Source organism: Leucobacter chromiisoli (assembly GCF_016522505.1).
Classification (GTDB): domain Bacteria; phylum Actinomycetota; class Actinomycetes; order Actinomycetales; family Microbacteriaceae; genus Leucobacter; species Leucobacter chromiisoli.
This window is the reverse complement of the sequence record NZ_JAEHOH010000024.1, coordinates 20,932-43,674: the sequence shown is the minus strand read 5'-3', so window position 1 is coordinate 43,674 and position 22,743 is coordinate 20,932. Positions and strand designations below refer to the sequence as shown.

The following is a 22,743-nucleotide window of genomic DNA, read 5'->3' as shown; positions in this document are numbered from 1 at the left end:
AACTGCTCCGCGAGCTGCTGCTCATCCAAGATCTCTCCCGTCACAGGATCGATCATCTCGATGACATCGGTCATCGCCCTTCCTTTCGGTCAGGCCCGACCAGATCCACCGTTAATCAGACAGTCCCCCGCGGTGGAGAGCATTCCTCATTCTTCCTTTGAGAAGACACGATCCAACATCTCGGCGGTCGCGGGGTTCACCATCTCGTTGCGGCGGATGTAGTGCTGGATCGTGATCTTCGGGTCCGTGTGGCCGAGCAGTTCGGCAGCGAGTTCGACGCCGCCCTGCTCGTTGATCGCGGTCACGACCGTGCGGCGGAACATGTGCGGCGTGATCCCGGTGATTCCCACCAGGTCGAGCACATGTCGGAGCTGGCGGCGCACGTTGTTCGTCGTCAGCGGCGTTCCCTCGCGGCTGCAGAACAGCAGGGCGTCGAGCGACGAGTCTTCCAGCCGTGTCATGCGGCGCCTCACAGCTTCTGCGGTGAACGACGGGATCGCGACCGTACGCCTGGACTTCGCTGTCTTCGGGTGGTCCTGTCGTATGGTCGGCTCGCCGCGGTGGCTGACGATCGTGCCGGTGATCCGGATGGATGGGGTCGGGCTGGTGACGTCGATGTCGCGGCGTCGGATGGCGAGGACCTCGCCGATGCGGGCGGAGGTGCCGAGCATGACCTCGACGATCGCGCCGAGCTGTCCGTCGGGCTTCGGCCCGGAGATCGAGCGTCCGGCCTCCCAGAACGCGATCGCAGCACGGATCGCGTTCACCTCCGCCGGTGTCAGCGCGTTGGGGGTCGATGCCGGCCGGTGCAACCGAGAGACGTGGTCCATCGGGTTGCGCGGCAGCACCTCATGTCTGACGGCGAGGCCGAGTGCGAGTCGGAGCACGACGCGGGCCTGCTTGGCGCGGTTGTAGCTCTGCTTCGCGAGCTGTTTGAGGAAGTGGTCGCAGCGGGCGACGCCGATCTCCCGCAGGGTCAGGTTCCCGAAGGCGGGCATGACGAGGGTCTGCATGTTCCGCTCGTACAGCTGCAGGGTTCGCTTGGAGAGCCGGTCTTCGAGCTCGAGGTCCTCGAGCCAGTACGCGACCAGGTCCGGGAAGGAGCTGTCCGGGGTGAGCGCCGAGGACGACGGCTGGAACAGGCTCCGGTTGGCGAGTTTCGCCTTCAACGCCCGCTCCGCGGACTTCCGCGTATCACCGGTGGCTTGGACGAGCCGAGTCTTGCCGTCCCAGTCGCGGTAGCGGGCGCGCGCGACGACCCGCCCGCTGGGGCTCGCGAGGTGGCCGATCTCCCCGAAGGTGCCGATGGTCAGGCGCTGGCGGCTCATCGGGTCACCGCCCGTCCGCCGGTGCTGGCGGCTCGGGGTCGCGTTGCTGCTCGATCCAGATCCGCACGTCGGAGAGCGCGAACTTCAGATGCTTCCCGAAGCGATACGCTCGCGGACCGAGGCCGCGGGTGCGCCAGTCGTAGACGGTGGAGACGGGCACACCCAGATAGGCAGCGAGCTCGCCGACATCGAGCAGCGGCTCCAGGCCCCAGGGGTTGCCGGTCGGGCTGTGTTCGGTGTCCATGCCGAACAGGTGCGTCCTGCTCCCACCCACGAACCGGGAGCAACCGGCACGGTCGCTCCCCTGCCGGAGCGCGGCGTCCCCAGACGGCCGTGAGGGCGTCAAAGTGATGGGTTTTCGATGACCGGATCACATCCACCTACAGAAAAAGTCCCGGAAACCCTTGAGTTTCCGGGACCTCTCGGTCGGGCTGACAGTGTGTGGTTTCAGCACATACCGGACGCATGTCTCACGACATCCCGGACACCTCACCACCGAACCACTTGATGTCTCACGACATCATGGACAGTGCACCGCAACCAACTCATCATCACCGCGATCACGCACCAAGGCCTGTCCTACCGCGAAGCCGCACGCACCTACGGAATCTCAAGATCCTGGATCCATCAACTCCACAAGCGCTAGGGTCTGCTGAGGGTTTGGTTGAGTCCTTGACTGCATCGCTTGTTACGCGGTGCTGGAAGGATAAGTGCCATGCCCATCAAGAACTACAGCGACGAGTTCAAACGTGATGCGGTCGCGCTCGTGGAACCAGGGGTCGCGCAGAAACAAGTCGCGAGAGACCTCGGGATCTCCAGATCAGCGATCCAAGCGTGGGTACGTGATGAGAGGTTCCAGTCCCACGGGATCACCCCGCCAACGGATCCCGATGAGCGGCGCGAGATGTCCGCCGCGTTGAAACGCATCCGGGAACTCGAGATGGAGAACGAGGTCCTGCGTCGTGCGGCGGCGTATCTGTCGCAGGTGCATATCACGCCCCCAAAATGATCTACCCGCTCGTCCAAGAGCTTGCCAAGGCCGGCACCCGGGTCAGGGTGCCGGTCGCGGTGACGTGCCGGGTCCTCGGGTTCAGTCAGCAGGGTTACTACCGCTGGTTGCGCCGACCCCGATCCGCGCGCGAGATCAAGGAGGCACATCTCATCAGTGTGCTCCGCGGTCTCCATGCCGATGATCCCGAGGGCGGGTACCGGGTCCTTGCTGATGATCTCCACGACCTCGGGTATGAGATCAGCGAGCGGCGGGTGTGGCGGCTGTGCAAAGCCGCGGGCCTGCAGTCCATGATCTCAAAGCGCAAGCGCCGGTACCAACGTGCAGGTGCTCCCGTTGGAGATGATCTGGTGCAGCGCGAGTTCGCTGCCGAGCAACTCAACGAGAAGTGGCTGGTCGATATCACCGTGCACTGGACCGGTGAGGGCAAGCTCTACTTGTGCGCGTTCAAGGACATGTGCTCGAACCGGATTGTGGGGTACGCAATCGACAAGCGAATGAAGGCTTCTCTTGCGGTTCGCGCGCTGGAGAATGCCGTGTTGCAGCGCGGGAATCCTGCAGGAGCGATCGTGCATTCGGATCGCGGGAGCCAGTTTCGATCCCGGAGCTTCCACGCGCTCTCAAGGTGCATGGTCTGCGGGGTCGATGGGGCGTGTGGGTGCGTGCGGGGATAACGCGGCGATGGAGGGTTTCATCAGCCTGTTGCAGAAGAACGTGCTCGATCGGAAGTCGTGGGCTACCCGGCAAGAGCTGCGGCTCGCGATCGTGTCGTGGATCGAGGGGAAGTATCACCGGAAACGTCGTCAGCGCCGGCTGGGAAAGCTCACACCGGTCGAGTTCGAGATCATAATGATGGATGCCGTCAGTCTGGCGGTACAAACCCCGGACTCAACTAAACCCTCAGCAGGCCCGCACGCAGAAGAACGGGCGCCCCTACAAACCGACCACGCAAGGCAAGATCGAACGGTTCTGGCAAACCCTGAAGAAGTACCTCGCCCACCACCCCACCCGCACCATGACGGAGTTGCAGGAGACCCTTGACCAGTTCCGGCAGTTCTACAACCAGGACCGACCCCACCGCGCACTCGGCCGGAAGACTCCCGGCTTCGCGTACGAGCTGATCCCGAAAGCCGCACCCGCAACCCCGGAGGATCCCGGGGTGTGGCAGGTGAGATACGACATCGTCGACGCGGCAGGATCCATCACGCTCCGCTACGCCGGGAAACTGCGCCACCTCGGCGTCGGCCAACCCCATGCCCGCACCGAGATCATCTGCCTGGTCCACAACCATGCCGCGACCGTGATCACCCACACCGGGGAAGTCCTCGCCGAGTTCACGATCGATACCCGGAAGGACTACCAAAGCAAAAACAGGTGAACCCACGTTTCCGTGGGTTCACCTGTCCGTGATGTCCTGAGACATCACAACGGTCGGGCTGACAGGATTTGAACCTGCGACCCCTTGACCCCCAGGTATCCCGCTTGAGCCGATTCGTTGATCTTCCGGGTGTCTCTGCCCGTCAAACCAGGCCATTTCATGTCGAGGGTTGCATCGATTGCATGATTCTGGTCCCGGTTTTGTCCCGATGTCAGTTGGAGGCCGGAGGCTCCATGCTTCGCCTCATCAAACCAACGGTAGCTTTAATTGAACCACGCTGTCCCGAATACGCTCGGCTAGCGAGCCCCCGGACGTGCGACCGTGACGATCGCTAACGTACTGGTGCCAACGCGACGGATGCCTCGGGCCGTCTCCGACCACCCAGGGCACAACTCCCAGCGATTGAAGTTGGTCAACGGCCCAGCTAATCTGTGCGATCATCCGCGCACGCGCAGGACCCGTCGGCAGGCTCACGCCCCAGCCAAGCAGTACTTCGTCTGCTTGCCGAAGGGCCGTTGAAATCACGCGACGTTGCTCAATCCAGTCCTTCGTGTCACCGGCTACCCGCCCCAGGCCAGCCAAATCCTTGGTCGCATGGGGGTAGAGATTCACAATCTGCACCACATCGCAGTTCAAGCATTCCCTTACAACTTGCAAATGCGCTATCGTGCGTTCCCCTCCACCCTTCGGCGGGTTCAAAAGCACAGCAACCAGCAGTCGGCGCCCCTTGCCAGTCAAAGCATCAACACCAGTCTCTGCTTCTTCAAACCCTCAGCCTCTCGAAATTACAGGTCAACCGATGGAATCGGTGACAGGCGCCGCATCAAAAGCAGGCCTTGAGTTATAGCTAGATGCGAGAGAGGCGATATTCACGGCAATATCCGACCGGATACGGCTAACGCGTTGAAGCCCGTAGCGCACCGTCCCGACAGAGGAATCTATGACAGCGGTAACTCCGCGATTCTGATCAAGAGTTGCAGTCGCAAGGGAAGCACCTAAGCGCAGCAGGAGTTCTTCCTTCCCACTAACCTTCTTAACCGCTTGCTCGGCCTTTTCGTAATCCGCGACCATCCTCCGTGCAGCCTTCTTGATGAGGTCGTGACGCTTCAACCACCCGGAAGCCATTGGGCGGGGCTCATCAGAGTCCGGTTCGATCAGAGCGGATCCATCTGCCTGAAATACAGTCGCATCGATCGCAATGGTGGGCACGACGATCGACTGAGCAAAGTTGACACCCCACTTCTGGTTGCTGGTTTCTTCGAGCTCTCCTAGAACATGCATCCGCTCACGCTTCTTCATCAAACGCTGGAGCCGCCGGGTATCTACTGGTTGCTGCCGCAAAACCTGCTGTAGTTCTTCCTCATCGATCGTCTCCAACCTCTGCAACAGAACGTCTACCAGATTGTTCGAACGCTCACCATTGCTTCTAATTGACATATCGCATGCCTGCGCCAAGAGAACGTAGTATCGCGGGTCACCCTTCGTTCTCGTCTTGCTGTCCGGATAGACCGACTCAACTCGAAAGACATCGCCAATCTCAACAGGAAGCCCCAGAGTATTGATGTATGTTCCTGGCACGAAGACGTCCGCGCGCAGTACTTCTCGGATCTGTTCCCCGGCCGCACTCGCATTCACAAACACGCCAACCGAACCTTCCCGGAAACGAGGAAGTACCCGAGAAGAGATCTCGCTATTTCGCACCGCGTTCGCTAGCTCCTGTTGATAGACCTGCTGAGCGAGCCGAAGCGGGTGCTCTAGTTCGAAGGTTCCTTCTTGCTGAGCCGCGGCGATGGCACCTATCAGGGTGTAGTCATGCAGAGCGTCTAGATGCGTTTCTACCGCGCTGTGGGCCTGTTGAAATGCGGTCTTTGCGAGTTCGCGGTAGGCGGTGATCTCGGCGACCAGGAGCAGCATCCGGATCGCCGCAGGGAACTCAGCAGGTTCTGTTAGGCGAAACTTGCCGATCGCCACGATCTTGTCGGCGTGCGCTTGGTGCTTCTCACGCAGCTCACGCGTAATCCGAATCTCGTCGTCCTCTGTTGTAGCGGTGAAGGTGAGCAATCCCGCTCGGACGTGATCGAGCCCCTGCTGAAGAAGGTCACGGAGGAGCTCTTCACCAGTCGTTTCGTTCCCGCCTTCTTCGTTGATGAAGCTACGGTCGATCAGAACCAGAACCTGGCCGGGGCCTTGCACCAAGGTTGACCAGTTAGATCTCCACTCGGCCAACGACACCTGAACAAACTTGGCGCTTTCGCCGACGATGTCTTCCAAGCGCTTTGGGGCGGTCAAGTCAGTAACTGTGTCGGCATCACCGAGCTCGGCCTCTCGATCTCTGCGTCGTGTCCGCGCAGCGGTAAGCAACTCGGTCTGAGTCTCCCTGGTCAAGGAGCTCCAGTTTTCAGTGAGAAAATCGTTGACCGCGGACTCGTTCTCGGGGTCTACGTACTCGAATCCGAGCATCTGATCCACGCCGCTTAGCGACTCGAGGACGACAGTAAGTAGGTCTGGCGAAGAGACGACCTCTTCTGTTACCTCCGCCGCGCTTCCTTCAGCCGAGCCGAGGGCATGTGAATCATCGACGCTAATCACGGTCTCGATTGAGAGAGCCGCTAGTAGTTCTGCCATCCGTGCTGCGGCGTCTGCAGTCCGTGGCGTACCGTGATCAACCATGCGTGTTAGCCGGGGGCATCATCCCCCGCAGGTCGAGTTCGAATGTGTCCGGACGACCCGACTCGTTCTTATGATCGCCGAGACGGATAGAGGCGCCCTCTGAATCAAGGAGTTGAGTGACCACGAACAGCCCGAGACCCCGCCCTTGCTCCTCTGGCTTCGTCGTAACGAAGGCGTCAAAGAGTGAGTCCTGCACGGCCGGTGGGATTCCCGGACCATTGTCGCGGACCATGAGTCGGGGGCTGTCGATCGTCAGGACGATCTTGCCTTCGTCGATCCTCCCTTGCTGTAGATGGCGACGGATCCAGTACTCGCTGTTAAGAACCAGGTTGTCGATAATCTGAGAGAACTTGCCTTCATTGATTATCACGTCGAAGTCCTTCTCGATCACGGCGCTGACGTTTATGTTGTCAACTTCGAGACGTACCCGGTGGTATTCAATAGCAGTAGCCAGCAGCGTGGAGATCTTGGAGCTAGTCTTCCTGTCTCGCCGGAACCTCAGGGCAGGATTCAATCGGGACACTTGGCGCAGAAGCTCCGCCGATGAAGACCTGACATGCTCGGCAAAAGCGAGTGACCTTGCATCCGCCGGCACTTGTTTCTTGAGGTAGTCGAGATTCTGATGACTGCGACCGCGGAGACGCTCGGCAATGTGATCCACCTCGTGGGCGAGCAGCTCGGCACTGAGGCCAAGTGCAACAGATTCCCAAGCGCGCCCGATTCGTTCTTCGGTTACGTTGATCTTCTCCTGGAGCAGATCCGCAGAGCCTCGAATCTCCACGACAACTTTGAATACCCGGTCGAGCTCGTCAAGGAGCGTAGAGAGTTCGGCTTCGACTGCCCGGATATCACTAGCGGCCGCATCGATGGCCGCCTGAAGTGCGGGGTCGGTCCAGATCGCTCGAGACGAGTCTTCCTTGGACGACTTCAGCTCGGAAACCGTCTTATCAAGCGACTTGAGTTTCTCGCGGGCCTCTCTGGAACGGATGCTCGCAGAGTTCGCTTCACGTAGCTGACTGTTGATGTGTCTTGTGATCTCAGCAGGCGTTGCGGTCTCATCGAGCTGAGTGGGGCTGAGATTCTCGCGTCGGTAAATCACCCAGTTACGCCGAACAAACTCTTGGCTGATTCGTGCGAACGCAACTATCTGCTGCATCAACCCAAAGAATCCTTGCCAGGCGGACGTTTCGCGGAACGACTCACGACTAGAGGTTTCTTCGAGGGAAGCATTCTCAGCGGCAGTCAGATTCACATACCCAGCCGAGTTCTGCGGTCTGAGGCCATACCAGGAGCTTCCCGTCGTCTGCTGCTTAGAAAGGCCCAGCCAGTCCTCACCGAGCCGAATGCCGAACCCGTCGCGGAATACGCGTATACCGACGATGCCTTCTGCGAATTCCCGCAGGTCGGAAGCTTTATCAAACGCAGATTCATCGTTCTGGTCAAAGCTAAGAGAGCTAATCTCTCCCGAAAATCGCCCAGGGTCGCTGTATGAGACTTTCACGCTGACGGCATCGTCGAGTGACACCTGCTTCTTGAACCGCAAGAAGTATCGATCATCACCGCTCTCAGCACCAAGCTCTGCTGCGCGAGACGGGTGCTTACTCAGAAGCCATTCAACGAAGCGAAACCCTCCGTCGGGAACTATCAGCTGATTGTATGCAGCGCGTTCCTCTGGATTCCTGCCGCGCAAGATCGAATGCGATGTGGAGCTTGTCACTTCGAGGATGCGGTCCGCATAGGTGAACCTGAAAGTGGTAGGAGCCGCGTCGAGAACTCTCCTTGCTTCACTCCTCATATCGATCTCGGTGCCGTTGACCTTGATGAAGAAGCGGATACCGGCGGCACTCTCGTACGGTGACAGGATCGAGGTCAGCTCTTTTTGGAGATCGAGTTCTCCTCGCCCTTCCCAGTAGCCCATGTTATGAAGGCCGAGGACACTTACGGTTGTTCCGGTCTTCGTCGCCTCAATGGTGGACGTTGTGACGTCTAGCGAGACTGCACGCAGAGTTCCCGCGGCGGCAAACTGCGACCAGTCAATGATGACGCTGTTGCGGAGTGTACCGACCTTGTTCTGAGCTTGCTCCTCGTCGGAATCGAGTGGGACGCTGGTGAGTACGACCAATGCGCCAAGGCGTTGCACGCCGAGGCGCCCCAGGCCTTTGTCTCCCAAAGGGGTGCGCTTTCCTGGTGTCTGCTGGCCAGACGCCTTCATCTCACGTTTTTTGCTGTAGGAAACCGTGAGCCACCCGGACCGGATGGCTTCGAGCGACATGCCGGTGCCGTCGTCCGTCACGGAAAGCCGCCCCCTGACGACTTCAGGATCCGGTTTGTTCGGTTCCTCTACAGGCTCACCTGTCTGCCGGGAATACCAGCCTTCGGTGTCGATGTCGACACGGACAACCTTCGCGTCGGCATCATATGAGTTCTTGATGAGCTCGACTAGTGCCTGAGCATCATCCGTGATGAGATCCTCACCGAGCTTGAATAGAACTGATGGGTGCACTTCGAAGTGCATTACAGTTTGTTCCTGCTGGCCGTCGTCCGTCCCCTGGGGCATTACGACGAACCTCCCGGCTTTGCGGCCCGGGAACGCGTGACCACGATCCACTCCTGAGCCATTGTTGTTCCCTGCCGGTTCTTGGCAGCCATGCGCTTCCGAGAGCCCGGGAGAATCCGCTCGATCGTAGTGACCATTTCGTGCCCGTTTGCGACGAGCAAGTCCTTGGTGATGTCGACGAGCGGAAAGGTCTGCCCTCCGACGCGACGCTCACCTAAGGTGAAGAAGCAAAAAGCGCCGTCCCGCAGTCGAGGTCGCAGAGATTGCAATGCATCTCGATAATCTCGAACAAACGACAGCACCTTCTTTCGCAGAGGCGGCGCATCATCGATGAGACCCAAGAAGCTACCAAGCGCGTCTGAATGGGCAACTAGATCAGCACGGGACTTTTCTGCATCCTTGATCGATCCGCCGAGACTAACGCTGTCAATCTTCGACGTACTCTCAAGCAGAGACCGATCGAATCCGCCAGGAATGTCGTCTGTGTCAATCCAACACAAGGGAAGATAGCTGTGCTGCCCATAAGGAACAGTGGTCTTGTTGTCCCCGTAAGGCGGCGAGGTCATAAGCGCGTCGGCCTGCCTCGGTGCAACCCAACGGTTTACGACGGACCCGGGGAGCAGTAGCGCAGTTGGAGTTCTTTGGGATGCTGACGCGTCTGCCATACGACTCCAGTGAAGCTTGAGTCGATCTGCATTCTGAAGCGCGACGGACTCGAATGCTTTGAGTGCGTCGCTTCCACGGCGTTGAACCTCGTCAGGAGGGTAGACGTGCAGCTTGAAAGTCGAGATTCGAGAGTTCGATACAAGCCTGATGGTCTCTGCCATGCAGATCCAGAGGAAACGACGGGTGGTGATGTCCCCGGTCTTCTGGATCGCGGTGCGAAGCTGTGTCAGTCCTAGACGGATTTCCGGCTTGAACCATTTCTCAACCCCGGGGAATTCATGTGCAGGTAGGTTGGTCAGAGTTTCTGCATCCGCTACAACTTCAGAGGTAGCAGCTTTGAGATCCTCGAAGCTAGGCGGTGTTGCCTTGACCTGGCAGAGCAAGATGGCGAGCGGATTAATGTCACTGCCGTGAAAATCTAGGTTTCGGTAGAGGCTCTCGAGCATCACAGTTCCAGAGCCCGCGAAGGGATCATAAACGAGCGAAACGTTCGGGTCGACAGCAGTCAGGTCGTCAAGAAGAACGCCTTGGAGCTCGGGCACCATCATGGCTGGATACTGAAAAAGAGCATGATTCCCTGAACGACTCCGCAGTTCATTGAACGACCAAAAATCCGGGTCGTCATCTACGTGACTGTTCAGCCGTTCCTCAAGCCGTTGAGATAGGTCGTCGGCGGGAAGCGTCGCCAATGAGTTCATCGACGCACCCCACGCTCAAGTGTTCCGCCGACATACGCCAGGACATCCTTGCGTAGGAACCTCCAGGCCCGACCGACCTTCTCGCCGGGCAGAGCTCCGGAGCGTGCCAGCGAAAGCACAGTCTTACTACTCACGCGCAGGAGCGCAGCAGCTTCCTCAGCGGTAAGTACCGTCTTTTCGTCCGACATCTTCTCGTAAGCTCCAGGTTTGGGGTGTATGGCCAGCTTAACGTCAACCACCCCCACCGGCGATACGAATGGGGTCGCGGCCCCGTCGTTGATCGGCAGGCAGGATGTACCCATTCATCCTGCCTGCCCGAACGCCTGCTCCAGGTACCCAGCAGTCGCTGGGTTCACGGTCTCGTTGCGGCGTATGTAGTGTTCTCGCGTGATCGCGGGATCGCTGTGCCCAAGCAGCTCGGATGCGAGCTGGAGCCCCCCGATCTCGTTGATCGCGGTGGCCGCGGTGCGGCGGAACCGATGCGGCGTGACGTCGGGGACACCTGCTCGATCCATGACGTCGCGGAGCTGCCTCCGGACGTTGTTCGTCGTGTGCGGGGTACCGATACGGGTCGAGAACAGCAGTGCGTCCGGGTGGGTGAACCGGATCCGTTCCAGCCTTGCCCGGACTGCGCGGAGCGCGAAGCCCGGAAGGGCGACTCGACGCACCGAGCGGGCTGTCTTCGGATGGTCCTGCCGATGAGTGGGCTCCGCCTTCCTGCTGATGATCGTGCCGCAGATCCGCACTGCAGGGATCGGCGCGTCGAGATCAAGATCCCCGAGACGGATCGCGAGCACCTCACCGATACGAGCAGAGGTGCCGAGGAGCACCTCCACAATCTGACCGAGTTGCCCATCGGGTCGAGGGCCGGCCGTGACCTCCCGCTGCTCCCACGTCCTGATACCGGACCGGATTGCTGCGATCTCTTCCCACGAGTAGACGTCCGGGGTTCGCGCTGGACGGCGGAGGCGCGAGACGTGATCCATCGGATTGCGCGGCAGGATCTCATGCCGGACCGCGAGAGCGAGGGCGAGGCGCAGGACGACACGCGCTTGTCGGGCACGGTTGTAGCTCTGCTTCGCGAGCTGCTTGAGGAAGTAGTCGCAGCGCGCGACCCCGATCTCCCTGAGCGTGACGTCCTTGAAGAACGGGAGGACGAGGGTTCGCATGTTCCGCTCATACAGGAGCCGGGTGGTTCGGGAGAGTCGATCCTCTAGCTCCATGTCTTCCAACCAGTAGGAGACGAGTGCGGGGAACGGGCTGTCTGCGGTCATGCCGGAGAAGCCTGGTTGGAAGAGGTCTCGCTCGGCGAGCTTCTTCTTCAGGGCGCGTTCGGCTTCAGCGCGGGTGTCCGCGGTGACTTGGACGTGGCGGCTCTTGCCGTCCCAGTCGCGGTATCTCGTGCGGACGACGTATCGATTCTGGGCGGTGCGAGAGGTCGCGATGACGCCGAAGGTGCCGATCGGGGTGCGAGGTCTAGCCACGAGATGCCACCTCCACGCTCGGGACGTGGTGGCGTAGCGAGGTAGCTTTGCTGACTTTATCGAGTTGTGAAGGATGCATCCTTCAAGTCTGGAGAAGATCCACTCGTCGCCGAGTTCCCTACTCGCTGCACGGAGGCCGAAGCACGTCGTTCGCGGAGGCGCTCCCTGGTGAAGAGGGCGAGGCTGGTCGGGCCGATCCAGAGGAACTTGAACCCGTTCCAGAGCAACAGGGCGAACAACAGGTAGAGGCTTTCGTGCCAGTCGTGCCGAACAAGGGTGACGCACATCGCGGCCGCGAAGATGTATCCGCCGCCGAGGATGAGCATTGCGAGGATGCCCCATTTCAGGCCTCGGCGGGTGCGGATCTTGTCGAGGAGGATGTTCGTGGGCATCCAGCGGCGCAGGAATCTACCGGTGCGGATGCTGTCGTCCCAGAGTCGATGGAAGAGCATCATGGCGGGGACTCACTTTCACACGGGAGCTATGTCGGTGCGGCTGGACCTGTGTGGTGAGTGCCCGCGTGGTGGCGAGCGGTCTGCTTCGCCCGCTAACGACGGGTTCGGCGCGTGGTTCTTCCTGCCTGTTCCCGATTCTACGTCTGACCCCATCGATCCGGTAGGTGTTGCGAGCTCTTGCGCTCAGTAGTGACATCGGGACCGAGCGGTCGGTCTGTGGACTCAACACGCCGAGAGCAGACGTGAAAAGGAAGCGGAGCGAGATCCTGATCGACAGCCCTCCCCCTGTGCGTCGATCGAGCCGTGCCTGCCGATCGGCTACTAGCGGGTATTGCAGGGCATTGCATCTTGATGTCGCAGAGAAGTGTCGCAAGGTGGTGTCGCATAACCTCGCACGAACTGACAATCGGCCGGATACTGACTGAAATGGTTGCGGGTGCCAGTTGTGATTTCATGGAGCCATGACCAGCACAACGCCCGCATCAGGTGGTAAGTCGGATGCGGCCACACCTGCCGAAACTCGGGAGTACATGACCAAGCTCTCGGGACGTGGGTATGCCCAGTTCCGGCATATCCTCGTGCAGCTTCCCGAGGAGGGGCAATCTCGCGCGAGCACACTCGCACGGATGGTGACGGGGCGTCGCCACCGGGAACTGCTGCTGTACCTGCTGCTGGTGTCCTGCTGGAACTGGCTCGAGGAGAACCAGGAGCCACTAGCGGCTGCGACCTGGATTCGCGCGCTGACCTCGAAAGACGGCGTCACGTGGTCACCCTCCACCCTGTCCCGATCGTGGAAGAGACTCGAGGAACTCGGGCTGATCGAAGAGCGGAAGCGTGACGACCGTCTGGTTCGCGTCGTTCCTCGACGAGAAGACGGTGCAGAGGCCTATACCGCTCCAGGCGGACGGAAGGACCGCTGGAACACCTACTTCGTTCTGCCCGATGAGTTTTGGACACAGGAGCTCTTCGCGAAGCTGTCCCTGCCTGCTCTCGCGGTGCTGCTCGTCGTGGCGAAAGAAACCAGCTACCAGGATTAGTGCTGGTTCACCTACAACCGCATGGACGACTGGTACGGCCTGAAAGCCAGATCAGTACAGACCGGCGTAAGTGAGCTCAGAGACCGCGGACTCTTGATGTCACGAGAGGAGACCGTCAAAGCTCCTCTTTCCCCCACGGGCAAGACCGTAAGGACCTACTACTCCCTGACCGGCGAGTTCAGCTATACGGCCCGGGCGGCACGGCAGAAGACCGCGCAGAAAGAAGCCCAGGCGCGCGAGCGCAAGAAGGCGGCTGCGCCGAAGGTTCGAATGAAGCCCACCAAACAGCGGAAGAAGAGCAAGTAGGAGAAGGCGGCAAGGCACATGCGAAACCAGAAGGAGGTGGTACGGATGATCAGACCCAGGTTCAGCGACGCCGGGTGGAAGACAGTGCGCTCGGCGCTCGACAGTTGGCCGCGCACACTACGTCTCTCTGTCATCATGCTGGTCGCATTCGCCCCTCCTGCTGCCATCGCATGGCTCGCCGTCGACCGGCTCATGTAAGACGAGGTCGTTCAGAGCTGACGCTGCGAACTCAAGCTCGCCGGACGCATCGTCGTGGCGGGCTCATCGTCCTGTGAGGTCGTCGCAGAGAGTCGAGCTCGGACGCGTTCGTAGTCGATGCGTTGCGCGTCGTCGAGCGGGATCGTTCCGAGCGGGCTCGACGCGGTGACGCCCCACCGATCCCGGTACGCGGCGACCGCCCGCACCACCACCGCCCGGGCCTCCGGCGTGAGCCCGTCCAGCCCTGCTGCCCAGGAGGGCGGCAGGATGAGGTGCTGCTGTGTGAGGGCGTCGAGGCGCTGCTCCATGAGCTCCTCCCGCTCCTGAAGCGCCTGGCGCATGTCGGGGTCGGTGATTCCGGTGGCGCGGGGCACGAGGCCGGCGATGCGTCCGGTCGCGCGGCGGGTTGAGGGCGGGTAGGTGGTGGTGATGCGGTGAAGTCGGTAGCGCAGCAGCGATCCGAGATCCTGCACATCTTCGAGGCCCCCGGCGTGGATGATGCGCGGCAGGAGGTCGTCGATGTGATGGCCGTCGGCTTCGAGCCTGCGCAGCTCGGTCGTGAGGATCCCGAACGCGTCCGTCTCCACGAGCTCATCGATCGCCTCCGGGCTGAGGCCGCCGGTTTCGAGGAGCCGGATCCACCGTTGTTGCCCGGCGGCCTGGGCGATGGTGTCGTATTCGGCGGCGAGCTGCTCGAGCGACCCCCACATGTCTTGTTCGACGGTGATGGTGTCGTGGGCGGAGAGCTCGGCGCCGGGGTGCTGGAGGATGCCGTAGAGGATACTGCGGGCGGTGTGCTGCAGATCCTGGCGGTGCTGGTGCTCTTCGAGGTGATGCTGATCGGTCGCGACATAGACACTGTTGGATTCGCGACCCCGCGTCATCGCGACATACAGCGACTCCCTCGTGACCTCGGGTGAGTGGACGATCGCGTGCGCGGTGTCGACGGTGGAGCCCTGGGCGCGGTGCGCGGTGACGGCGTACCCGAGCTCGACGTGCTCGGCGACGTAGGCGGCGGGCAGCGTGATCGTGGTGCGCCACCGAGATTTCGCCCGCCGCACCGTCAAGGATCCGTCTTCGTTCGCGCGGGCGACTTCCCACCGGTCACCGTTCTTCACCCACCCCCGCCCCAAGGTGAGGCGGCGATCGTTCCGGCGCGTGATGATGAGGTCGCCGCGGGAGGCTTCGTTGCCGTCGTGGAGGCGCACCCCGTCGAGCGCAACATGGCCGGCGAGGATGCGGTCGGTGCGGGCGCGGGTGTTGAGCTCGGAGACCGTGTCGAGGGTTTCAGCGATCAGCACCGTCGTCTTCCCGGCCTCTTGATCTGCCCGCCACGCTTGGTAGGCGGCTTCGAGGATCTCGTCATACCCACCCGGCACCACCCGACCGTGCCCGAGGTAGGTGTCGATGACGTCGGCGTCCCCAACCCGGAGCTGCAAGGAGGCGTGCTTCTCCCAGTCGTTGCGGAAGCGGCGCACATCCACCAGCTCGGGGGCGTCGCCGCGGTCGCGGACGAGCATCCCAAACGCCCCGCCCGCATCCACCGCGGCCAGTTGCGCCCAATCTCCTACGAGCAGCACTTTCGCCCCGACGCTCTGGGCGTGGGTGGTGATCGCGTCGAGCGCGAACGTGCCCGCGAGCGACGCCTCGTCGATGATCACGAGCTGCCCGGCCGTGAGGTTCCAGGTTCCGCGGCGGTGCTCGTGCAACCACTTCGCCGTGTTCTCCGTACCGATCTCCAAGTCGTCGGCGAGGACGTCCGCGGCACCCGCCGACGGTGCGAGGCCGATCACCGACCCTGCCCCGTAGCGGCGCTCCCATGCCCGCCGAAGCGCCCGCATCGTCGTCGTCTTCCCCGTTCCCGCGGGGCCGACGAGCACGTCGAGGGCGCGGCCGGAGACCCCGATCTTCGCGATCGCCTGCTCCTGATCCGCAGACAGGGTGTGCCCGTCCCGGTTCCGCTCCCGCGCCGCGCCCTCGACCCACGCCAGCGGCACGGTCGGCGCCGTCCTCGCGTGGGAGGCGGTGAGGAGGCGGTCTTCGGCGGCGAGCACCTGCTCCGAGGAGAACACGATCCCACCCTTCGGACGAAACACACTCGTCCCATCCAGGCGACGGAACACCGGCGGGCTTGAGGAGAGCTCGGGCGGGGTGAGGCGGAGCGAGGCGTGCTCGGCGGCGTCGACGATGCGCTGGAGGATCTGGTCGCGGTCGGTCGTGTGGGCGAAGCGGAGTCCCATCGTCTGCCGTACCGCTTCTGCGTGCAGGTTCCACCGCTTCCACGTCGCCGCCCGATCACCCACCTGCTCCACCACGACCTCGGCGACCTGATCGAGCACGTCGAGCGGGATGTCGTCGGCGCGCAGCAACGGCTCCCCAACCGCCTCAGCAAGGAGTGCGGTCGCCCAGGTCGGGGCGTCTTCGCCGAGCATGCGGGTGGCACGCTCCCGCCACCCGGTGATGAGGTCGCTCAACGAGTAGTGCTGTTTCGGGGGCCGGGTCTCAAGGGTGGCCTGCTGCCGGAACTGCCACAACAGCTTCCCCGACGGCTGCCTGCCATGCTTCTCGACGTATTCGGCGACGAGGCGATCCTTGACCCGCTCGATATCCCTTGTGCGGGAGGAGAACTCGTCCATGAGTTCCTGCGGCACCCCGGCGATCTCCCACGCGGTCGACCGGCCCGTCCCGCGGTCGCGGGCCTCCCAGCCGACGCCGAGGATCTGGGTGAGGTGGTCGGACAGGACAGCGTTGTAGTGCTCCGAGAGCCCAGTCACCGCGGCATGCAGGGCACGAGAATCGAGGGTGCGCCACTTCCCATCCTGGACGGCCTGGACACGGTTCGCGACCACGACGTGAGTGTGGAGCTGCGGGTCGGACGCCCGCGAATCGTAGTGATCGTAGGCCGTCGCGATCACACCCCGCACCTCGACCTGCGCGACCGCGCCGCGCGGCCCTTTCGCCCCCACCCGCGTCATCGCGACATCACGCTCGAGCACCATGATCACGTCCTGGATCGCCGCGTGATGGGCCTGCGCGATCAGTGCCTGCGTGCCACCGTCGGCGACGGCCCACAGCGTCGAGACCGACTTCGGCACCGAGAACGTCAGATCGAACCCCGCCACCGGCGCACTCGTCGGCTTCTGCGCCTCCTCCGCCTCGATCAGCGCCCGCTGCACCGCCCGCTCACCCGGCGGCAGCGAGTCAGGGAGCAGCGCGATGCGGCGTTCTGCGCGTTCGGTGGCGGTGCCGAACTTCCGGTACGGGCGCCCCAACTGCTCACCAGTGTTGGGATCCTGCCCGTACCCCATGAGCCGCCGCAGCTGCTCCTCACTCACCAAAGTTCCCGCGGTGATGCTCCCGGTGAGACCGGGCAGGCCGGCCCCGAGCCAGGAACCCGGCGGGGTGCCTGCTTCAAGGTAGTACCTCGTCAACGCCGACACCGCATCCCGATCACCATCCCCGGCGACGACAGAGTTCAACAGGTACCGGTACCCGTCACCGGCTGTCATCACCCGGATCGACACCGTCATGAGCACCCGCCCAGCAGGTTGGCTGGGAAGCTAGGAGCGGTCGATCGGGCCGTGCGATCGCGGATCGGGAGCTGTCGGCTGCGACACGGCATCCGGGTCGAGCTGGCGTTCCCGCTGTTCAAGGAACCGCCGGTAGTTGCTGAGCTCTTCAGCGGCGAGCGGATCATGCTCGGGGCACGCCAACAGGGACGACTCAGCCCCCGCGTCCATCAGCGTGTTCCGCAGGCTCTGCACCTGGGCTGACGCTGCGCTCAGCAGCCCGCCAGCACGCATCGCCTGAGCGGAGCCACGAGCCTGATTCCCGCCCATCGTGACCACGGTCGCGCCGTGCTCCTGGAACGCGGTACTGGCCGCATCGATCACCCGACCCACAGAATCCAGCGTGCGAATGAGAGGATCCAGCACGTCGGCGACCTGCTCGGGATGCTCACGCACGACGCTCTTCCCGCGATCAAGCCTCGCAGCCTGTTCGGCAATCGCGCGTGCAACCTCGGCAAGATCAGTGGTCTCGGACATCACAGGGCTCCTCCCAGAAGCGTGCGGCCAACCGTGCAGCCACCTCACCCGGAAGGTGCGCACATGCTCGTCGGTGTGAGCTCGGACGCCGCCTCGCGAGAGGTACGGCGCGCACAGAGCCCGAGAACGTCGACGGTACACCGAAACTAGCGTGTCAGTTGCCTAACGGTGGCGGCGCAAGATGAGTCGAGACCCCGATGCGATTCCAAAGGTTGATTGTGCCGATCGCTAGCACCAAGTCCGACAGCTCCCTCTGGCTGAACACCGAGGCGGCTTCTTCCCAGACGCGCTCGTCCACACCATTGGATATGTGGGTGATCTCCTCTGTCAGCGCCAGCGCGGCTCGCTCCGCCTCCGCGAAGAAACTGGTTTCCTCCCACACGCTTACTGCGAAGATCTTCCGGATAGGTGCACCCTGATTCTCGAGGTCGGTGGCGTGCATATCCACACAGAAGGAGCACCCATTCAATTGGGAGGCACGGAGCTTCACCAGGTCGAGCAGCAGCGGGTCGACATTACGTTTGAGGTAGCCATCGAGCGCGGAGACCGCGGCGTACCCTTCCGGAGCATGTTTGCGGATGATCAGTCGAGTCATTTCTGCTCCTCTTCTTCATACCAGACAACGAGGCTGTCGAGATTCGAAAGGTGGAATAGGCCTGGTTCCGCGTGGCCAGTTAGCCAGCCGAACGCTGCTGTCCAGAATGTGTTTTGGAAGCGTTGGTGGAAAAGCCCGAAGTGCCCGATCTCATCTACATCGAGGTTCCGAGGGTGCAGATAGATCTCCTCGCATTCGGCTTGCGGGAGATAGTTCAGCGTTCTTCGCACCGCTGCTTGTGTGGCATATGGGTCGTCAGTTGGATTCACCGCCAATACCGGAAGCGTCAGCCGCGCGCTTCGGCGCAGTATCGCTTCTCCCTCGGGGCCGATCGTCTTCGAGTAGTCCGATGCTCCACGCGCCCAGTCGAGGGCGACGCCTTGTGGCAGATTCTCCAACCATCCGAGCCTCTTTCCCGGAAAGTAGCCCAGTGCTCGGGAAATCACCGGCATACAGACGTGCCACTTGATAAATAGGCTAAACCTCTGCTTCTTTTCGTAATCCGGCCAGTGCGCGTGCTGGGCGCCCACCATCAGTAGCCGGTCGATCTTAGACGCGTGCTCCGCGAGGATTGCCGCGTAGCCTCCGAAGCTGTGCCCGACCGCGCTCAGCCGCGCCTGCGCTCCGTGGCGTTTGCGCATCCAGAGAATGCAGGCTTCAAGGTCGCGTGTGCCCCAGTAGTGCCATCGAATCTTCGCTTTCCGGTACTCCTTGAGGGCGTTCGGTGCCGAGCGGCCGATGCCTCGATAGTCGGGCACCAGGGTAGTGACTCCATTCTCAGCCAGGTAACTCGCGAATCGCCAGTAGTATCGGGCCTGCACACCGGTCGCCGGGGCGATGATCGCAACATGCTCGATGTCGCAGGCCGGTGCGGTGGCGGAGAAATACCGAGCCTGGATCTTCTCGCCATCGGCGCAGACGATCGCGACATCCTCATACTCGTAGTCGGATTCGATCACGTGGTACCTCCTTACGATTCCGAGGGACTCTCGTGCACACACGATCCGTCCCTGTCACTTTCGTGAGCCGACGCTCTCTGGCCGATAAGGTTCTTCCTGCACGCTGTGGGCGAGCACGAGTTTCATGGTGAGTAGGACGGGCAGCCACTCCCAGAGGTCAGGGGCCGGTGTGAAGAATGCTGTGATGCCCGCGAGTGCGCAGAACGCCAGGGCGACCGGTCGTTGGAGATACAGCGCTGAACGTCGGACGGCGATGGTGCCCGCGAGGGTGAAGAGATACCAGAAAGCGCCCCACCACCAGAGTGTCGGAGCGAACGCCAGGGCGATGAGTATGGGATGCAGATGCAGAGCCGAGAAGAGGATCGGTCGCCGCACGAGTTTCATCCCGAAGGATTCCGGTGTCTCACCGTGCGAACCGAAGTGGTCACGCTTTGCGGAGTTCAGGCCGTTGGCGATGACGCCGCCGACCACGTCGAACGAGAGGATGGCGGCGAGAACATACTGTGCCCAGTTCCAAGACGCGTTCGTTCCCAGGGCGAGTGCGGTGATTCCGGCTGCTCCGACCAGGCCTGTGATGTTCGCCAGACTTTTCTCGGCACGGGTTGCACCGGTGCCGAAGATCGGGTCGGGTTTGCCCGGCGAAACAGCCCAGTTCACCGCTGAGGTCGCTTCACGGGGCTGTTCCCGGCTCATCGCGTTCCTCCGGTGACGTCGAGAATCGCACCGTTGACGTAACTGGCCTCGGGGCCGACGAGCCACTCGACAGCGGCAGCGATCTCGTCTGGTTGAGCGGGTCGCCCCATCGGCGACCGCGCCCCGACCTCGGCCGCACGGTCAGGGCGGCCCGCCCGCGCATGGATCGTCGTGGCCGTCGTGCCCGGACTCACTGCATTCACCCGGATTCCGTGAGGTGCGGCTTCTACGGCCAACCCCACGGTGAGGGCGTTCACCCCGGCCTTCGCTGCCGCATACCAGACGTACTCCCCCGGCGATCCGGTCTTCGCGGCGACGGAGGACAGGTTGACGATGCTTCTCTGCCCTGCTCGACCGACGTCCGCCCAACGGATCATCGCCTCGCGGCAGAGCAGGATCGTGGCGGTGAGGTCGACGTCAACCGCGTGCCGAATCGCGTCGGCATCGGAATCGGCGAGCGAGTTGATTCTTCCGGTGATACCGGCGTTGTTGACCAGGATCACCGGTACCCCCAGCTGCGCGGCCCCGTCGAAGACGACCTCGGCCGATCCCGGCGCGGCGATGTCGCATTTGAACGGCACGACCCTTGCGGTTTCCGTGGTGCAGCGTTCCGCGGTCATCGCTGCGTCGTGGTCGTCCTGGCTGTAGACCAGCAGAACGTGGTGGCCTGCGGCAGCCAGGCGGCGCACGACCGCTGCTCCGATTCCTCGGCTGCCGCCGGTGACGATCGCGACGGTCGAACTCATTTTTCTGCCCTCGCGTTGGTTCCCTCTGCCGGGGAGAAGATGACGTACATGAACAGCGACTCGGTGATCGCCGTGAAAGAGTGGCGCTCGCCTGCCGGGACGAACAGGGCTGCACCGGGCACGGCCAAGCCGTCACCGCTTTCCGTACGCAGAATGCCCCGTCCTTCGAGGATGACGTAGATTTCGTCTTCCGTATGCGGGCCTTGGGGGTCGATCGCGCCGACTGGCAGGTAATAGGTGCCGACGCTCATGGCTGGTACGCGTAGCACTTCGGAGTATTCGACTTCCCGAAGCGCCCCTGAGGTGCTCTGAAACTGATGCATGTTGGGTTCCTCCCTCTGCCCCAGTTCAGCACGCCTCAAGGAACGCGATCACGATCCAGATGGGAGAAGTGGACTGGTCAGCGCTTAGACCATTGCCGGCATACGGGAGAGGCCGGCCCGCGTTGCTCTAGGAGCGGTGAGTTGCTCCCACGCGTCGGTGAGCATCAGTACGCCCTGCTCCAGGTCGGCGACCGGCGAAGTGAACGGGAGCCGGATGTAGCGTTCGAACGCACCGTCGATGGAGAACTTCGGGCCAGCGACCAGGGCGAGGCCTCGCGCTTCGCACAGACTCGTCAGCGCGGAACTCGCAGGCTCATCGAGCTGCACCCAGAGCGAGAGCCCGCCATCGGGAAAGGGCACCGTCCACTGCGGGAGATGCTGCCTCAGTAACCGAGTGAGCACCGCACGATGCTCGGTCAACAGCTCGCGACGGCGCTGCAGAAGCTCGGGCATCGCTCTCACGATCTGCTCTCCGAGCAGTTGTTCCATCTGGGGCGTCCCGAGGTCTCCTGCCGGTCGCGCTTGCGCGAGACGTCGAATCACCGCAGTATCGGCGCGAATCCACCCCAGCCGCAGGCCACCCCAGATGGACTTGCTCATCGACCCGACAGTGATCACACCCGAACCGTCCGAGGGCGACCGCCTCCGCGCATGCCGGGCGAACGGCCCGTCGTCCCACTTCCGGTCGATGTTCAGATCCGCGGTCGTCTCATCAATGACCAGGAGGGTGCCGCTTCGTCGAGCGGCTTCTACGACCTTCACCCGGAAATCCGGTGGCATCGACGATCCCGTGGGGTTCTGGAAGTCCGGCACGATGTAAGCGACAGCCGGCCGCGCTGTCGCCAGCAGATCGATGAGATGTTCGATGTCCCATCCCTCTGTCGTCACCGGCGTCGTCACCAGTCGAGCACCCGCACGCTTCAGCGCGTCATAGGCATGCGGATACGTAGGCGCTTCGATCAGGGCGACATCGGCCCGCATCAGGAAGGTGTGCGCGATGAGCGAGATCGCGTGCTGACCCCCCATCGTCACCATGATCTGATCCGGCGTCGTGGGGAGCCCGCGATCGGTGTAGCGCTCCGCGATCGCGCTGCGCAGCCCGAGGCTTCCCAGCAGGTCGAAGCCGGGGCCGTCCAGCGCGTCGACCATGCGGTCCCCGACCTGGGCGAACACGTCGCGCAGACCTTCGACCGGCGGCGGTACTGCGCGGGCGAAATCGATGGTTCGCAGGTCTGTCGAGACGCTCTTCTCGGCCTCGGGGAGCACGACGCGGCTTCCAGAACCCTGCTGGCTTATCAGGTAGCCGGCGTCACGCAGCGCTTGATAGCTCGCGACGATCGTGGTGCGGCTTCGGCCGGCCTGGGCAGCGAGTTCGCGCTCCGACGGGAGTCGCGTACCAACGGGGATGCGACCGTCCATGACCAGGAGTCGCACCCGATCCGCAAGCGCCTCGTAGACCGGGCGAGCGGGGTCGAGTTCGCCAACCAGGCCAAGGAGACTGCGAGCAGAGAGGCGCGGCCCGACCGAAGACATCATAAGTCCAGTTTACTCAAACTGGCACTACTCATCCAGGCAATCTGGGAGATTGGATCGGA

21 protein-coding genes and 1 pseudogene are annotated in these 22,743 nt (G+C 62.4%); 5 read left to right on the top strand and 17 right to left on the bottom strand.

All coding sequences use genetic code 11. The features are described 5' to 3' along the window. Nucleotides 1–146: 146 nt before the first annotated feature. Together JD276_RS14760 and JD276_RS14755 are read right to left on the bottom strand one after the other, a co-directional pair. Entirely contained in the window at nucleotides 147–1,328 is a 1,182-nt protein-coding gene (locus JD276_RS14760; RefSeq protein ID WP_200116428.1) for a tyrosine-type recombinase/integrase, read from the bottom strand. A 4-nt stretch (nucleotides 1,329–1,332) separates the two neighbouring features. Continuing rightward, nucleotides 1,333–1,572 carry a helix-turn-helix domain-containing protein gene (locus JD276_RS14755; protein WP_200116427.1) on the bottom strand — a complete coding sequence of 80 codons (240 nt, stop codon included), beginning with the start codon at nucleotides 1,570–1,572 and terminating at the stop codon, nucleotides 1,333–1,335. A gap of 285 nt (nucleotides 1,573–1,857) precedes the next feature. Here JD276_RS14755 and JD276_RS16420 point away from each other — a divergent pair, with 285 nt between their 5' ends. From JD276_RS16420 to JD276_RS14740, 3 genes and pseudogenes are all read left to right on the top strand, one after another. Continuing rightward, a complete protein-coding gene (locus JD276_RS16420) occupies nucleotides 1,858–1,974 on the top strand; it encodes a sigma factor-like helix-turn-helix DNA-binding protein (RefSeq protein ID WP_200116426.1) in 117 nt (38 codons plus the stop codon). Between the two features lie 69 nt (nucleotides 1,975–2,043). Next, nucleotides 2,044–3,210 (top strand): annotated as a pseudogene (locus tag JD276_RS14745) (IS3 family transposase); the annotation flags it as partial. Further along, nucleotides 3,194–3,715, top strand: coding sequence for an integrase core domain-containing protein (locus JD276_RS14740; protein ID WP_200116425.1), 522 nt, complete (start codon nucleotides 3,194–3,196; stop codon nucleotides 3,713–3,715). The pseudogene JD276_RS14745 and the gene JD276_RS14740, both read left to right, overlap by 17 nt. A gap of 246 nt (nucleotides 3,716–3,961) precedes the next feature. Here the strand turns inward: JD276_RS14740 and JD276_RS16470 are convergent, their stop codons facing one another. The 7 genes from JD276_RS16470 to JD276_RS14705 form a co-directional block, all read right to left on the bottom strand. After that, the gene (locus tag JD276_RS16470; protein WP_504739343.1) at nucleotides 3,962–4,420 is read right to left on the bottom strand and encodes a hypothetical protein; all 459 of its coding nucleotides are present in this window, start codon (nucleotides 4,418–4,420) and stop codon (nucleotides 3,962–3,964) included. An 87-nt stretch (nucleotides 4,421–4,507) separates the two neighbouring features. After that, nucleotides 4,508–6,304, bottom strand: a complete 1,797-nt coding sequence (locus JD276_RS14730) for a hypothetical protein (protein ID WP_200116423.1) — start codon at nucleotides 6,302–6,304, stop codon at nucleotides 4,508–4,510. A 73-nt stretch (nucleotides 6,305–6,377) separates the two neighbouring features. Beyond that, nucleotides 6,378–8,942, bottom strand: a complete 2,565-nt coding sequence (locus tag JD276_RS14725; protein ID WP_200116422.1) for a sensor histidine kinase — start codon at nucleotides 8,940–8,942, stop codon at nucleotides 6,378–6,380. Next, nucleotides 8,942–10,306, bottom strand: coding sequence for a TRM11 family methyltransferase (locus JD276_RS14720; protein ID WP_200116421.1), 1,365 nt, complete (start codon nucleotides 10,304–10,306; stop codon nucleotides 8,942–8,944). The genes JD276_RS14725 and JD276_RS14720 overlap by 1 nt, the downstream gene beginning before the upstream one ends. After that, on the bottom strand, nucleotides 10,303–10,494 hold the full coding sequence (locus tag JD276_RS14715) for a helix-turn-helix domain-containing protein (protein WP_200116431.1): 192 nt from the start codon (nucleotides 10,492–10,494) through the stop codon (nucleotides 10,303–10,305). Before JD276_RS14715 ends, JD276_RS14720 begins: the two co-directional genes overlap by 4 nt. 114 nt (nucleotides 10,495–10,608) lie before the next feature. Further along, complete coding sequence (locus JD276_RS14710) at nucleotides 10,609–11,790, bottom strand: tyrosine-type recombinase/integrase (protein WP_200116420.1); 1,182 nt, start codon at nucleotides 11,788–11,790, stop codon at nucleotides 10,609–10,611. Between the two features lie 56 nt (nucleotides 11,791–11,846). Next, entirely contained in the window at nucleotides 11,847–12,182 is a 336-nt protein-coding gene (locus JD276_RS14705; protein WP_200116419.1) for a sulfate permease, read from the bottom strand. Nucleotides 12,183–12,706: 524 nt separating this feature from the next. Here JD276_RS14705 and JD276_RS14700 point away from each other — a divergent pair. After that, on the top strand, nucleotides 12,707–13,282 hold the full coding sequence (locus tag JD276_RS14700; RefSeq protein WP_200116418.1) for a hypothetical protein: 576 nt from the start codon (nucleotides 12,707–12,709) through the stop codon (nucleotides 13,280–13,282). 21 nt (nucleotides 13,283–13,303) lie between these two features. Beyond that, nucleotides 13,304–13,588 carry a hypothetical protein gene (locus JD276_RS14695; protein WP_200116417.1) on the top strand — a complete coding sequence of 95 codons (285 nt, stop codon included), beginning with the start codon at nucleotides 13,304–13,306 and terminating at the stop codon, nucleotides 13,586–13,588. Between the two features lie 209 nt (nucleotides 13,589–13,797). Here the strand turns inward: JD276_RS14695 and mobF are convergent, their stop codons facing one another. The 8 genes from mobF to yczR form a co-directional block, all read right to left on the bottom strand. Next, a complete protein-coding gene (gene mobF, locus JD276_RS14690) occupies nucleotides 13,798–17,316 on the bottom strand; it encodes a MobF family relaxase (protein WP_200116416.1) in 3,519 nt (1,172 codons plus the stop codon). 30 nt (nucleotides 17,317–17,346) lie between these two features. Next, nucleotides 17,347–17,832, bottom strand: a complete 486-nt coding sequence (locus tag JD276_RS14685) for a hypothetical protein (protein ID WP_200116415.1) — start codon at nucleotides 17,830–17,832, stop codon at nucleotides 17,347–17,349. Between the two features lie 154 nt (nucleotides 17,833–17,986). Beyond that, complete coding sequence (locus tag JD276_RS14680; RefSeq protein WP_200116414.1) at nucleotides 17,987–18,427, bottom strand: carboxymuconolactone decarboxylase family protein; 441 nt, start codon at nucleotides 18,425–18,427, stop codon at nucleotides 17,987–17,989. Continuing rightward, nucleotides 18,424–19,386, bottom strand: a complete 963-nt coding sequence (locus JD276_RS14675) for an alpha/beta hydrolase family protein (RefSeq protein ID WP_200116413.1) — start codon at nucleotides 19,384–19,386, stop codon at nucleotides 18,424–18,426. The genes JD276_RS14680 and JD276_RS14675 overlap by 4 nt, the downstream gene beginning before the upstream one ends. Before the next feature lie 54 nt (nucleotides 19,387–19,440). Then, entirely contained in the window at nucleotides 19,441–20,079 is a 639-nt protein-coding gene (locus JD276_RS14670; RefSeq protein WP_200116412.1) for a hypothetical protein, read from the bottom strand. Continuing rightward, complete coding sequence (locus JD276_RS14665) at nucleotides 20,076–20,825, bottom strand: SDR family NAD(P)-dependent oxidoreductase (RefSeq protein ID WP_200116411.1); 750 nt, start codon at nucleotides 20,823–20,825, stop codon at nucleotides 20,076–20,078. Before JD276_RS14665 ends, JD276_RS14670 begins: the two co-directional genes overlap by 4 nt. Then, nucleotides 20,822–21,148, bottom strand: a complete 327-nt coding sequence (locus JD276_RS14660; protein ID WP_200116410.1) for a cupin domain-containing protein — start codon at nucleotides 21,146–21,148, stop codon at nucleotides 20,822–20,824. The genes JD276_RS14665 and JD276_RS14660 overlap by 4 nt, the downstream gene beginning before the upstream one ends. 84 nt (nucleotides 21,149–21,232) lie before the next feature. Further along, complete coding sequence (gene yczR, locus JD276_RS14655; RefSeq protein ID WP_230767174.1) at nucleotides 21,233–22,684, bottom strand: MocR-like transcription factor YczR; 1,452 nt, start codon at nucleotides 22,682–22,684, stop codon at nucleotides 21,233–21,235. Nucleotides 22,685–22,743: the final 59 nt, after the last annotated feature.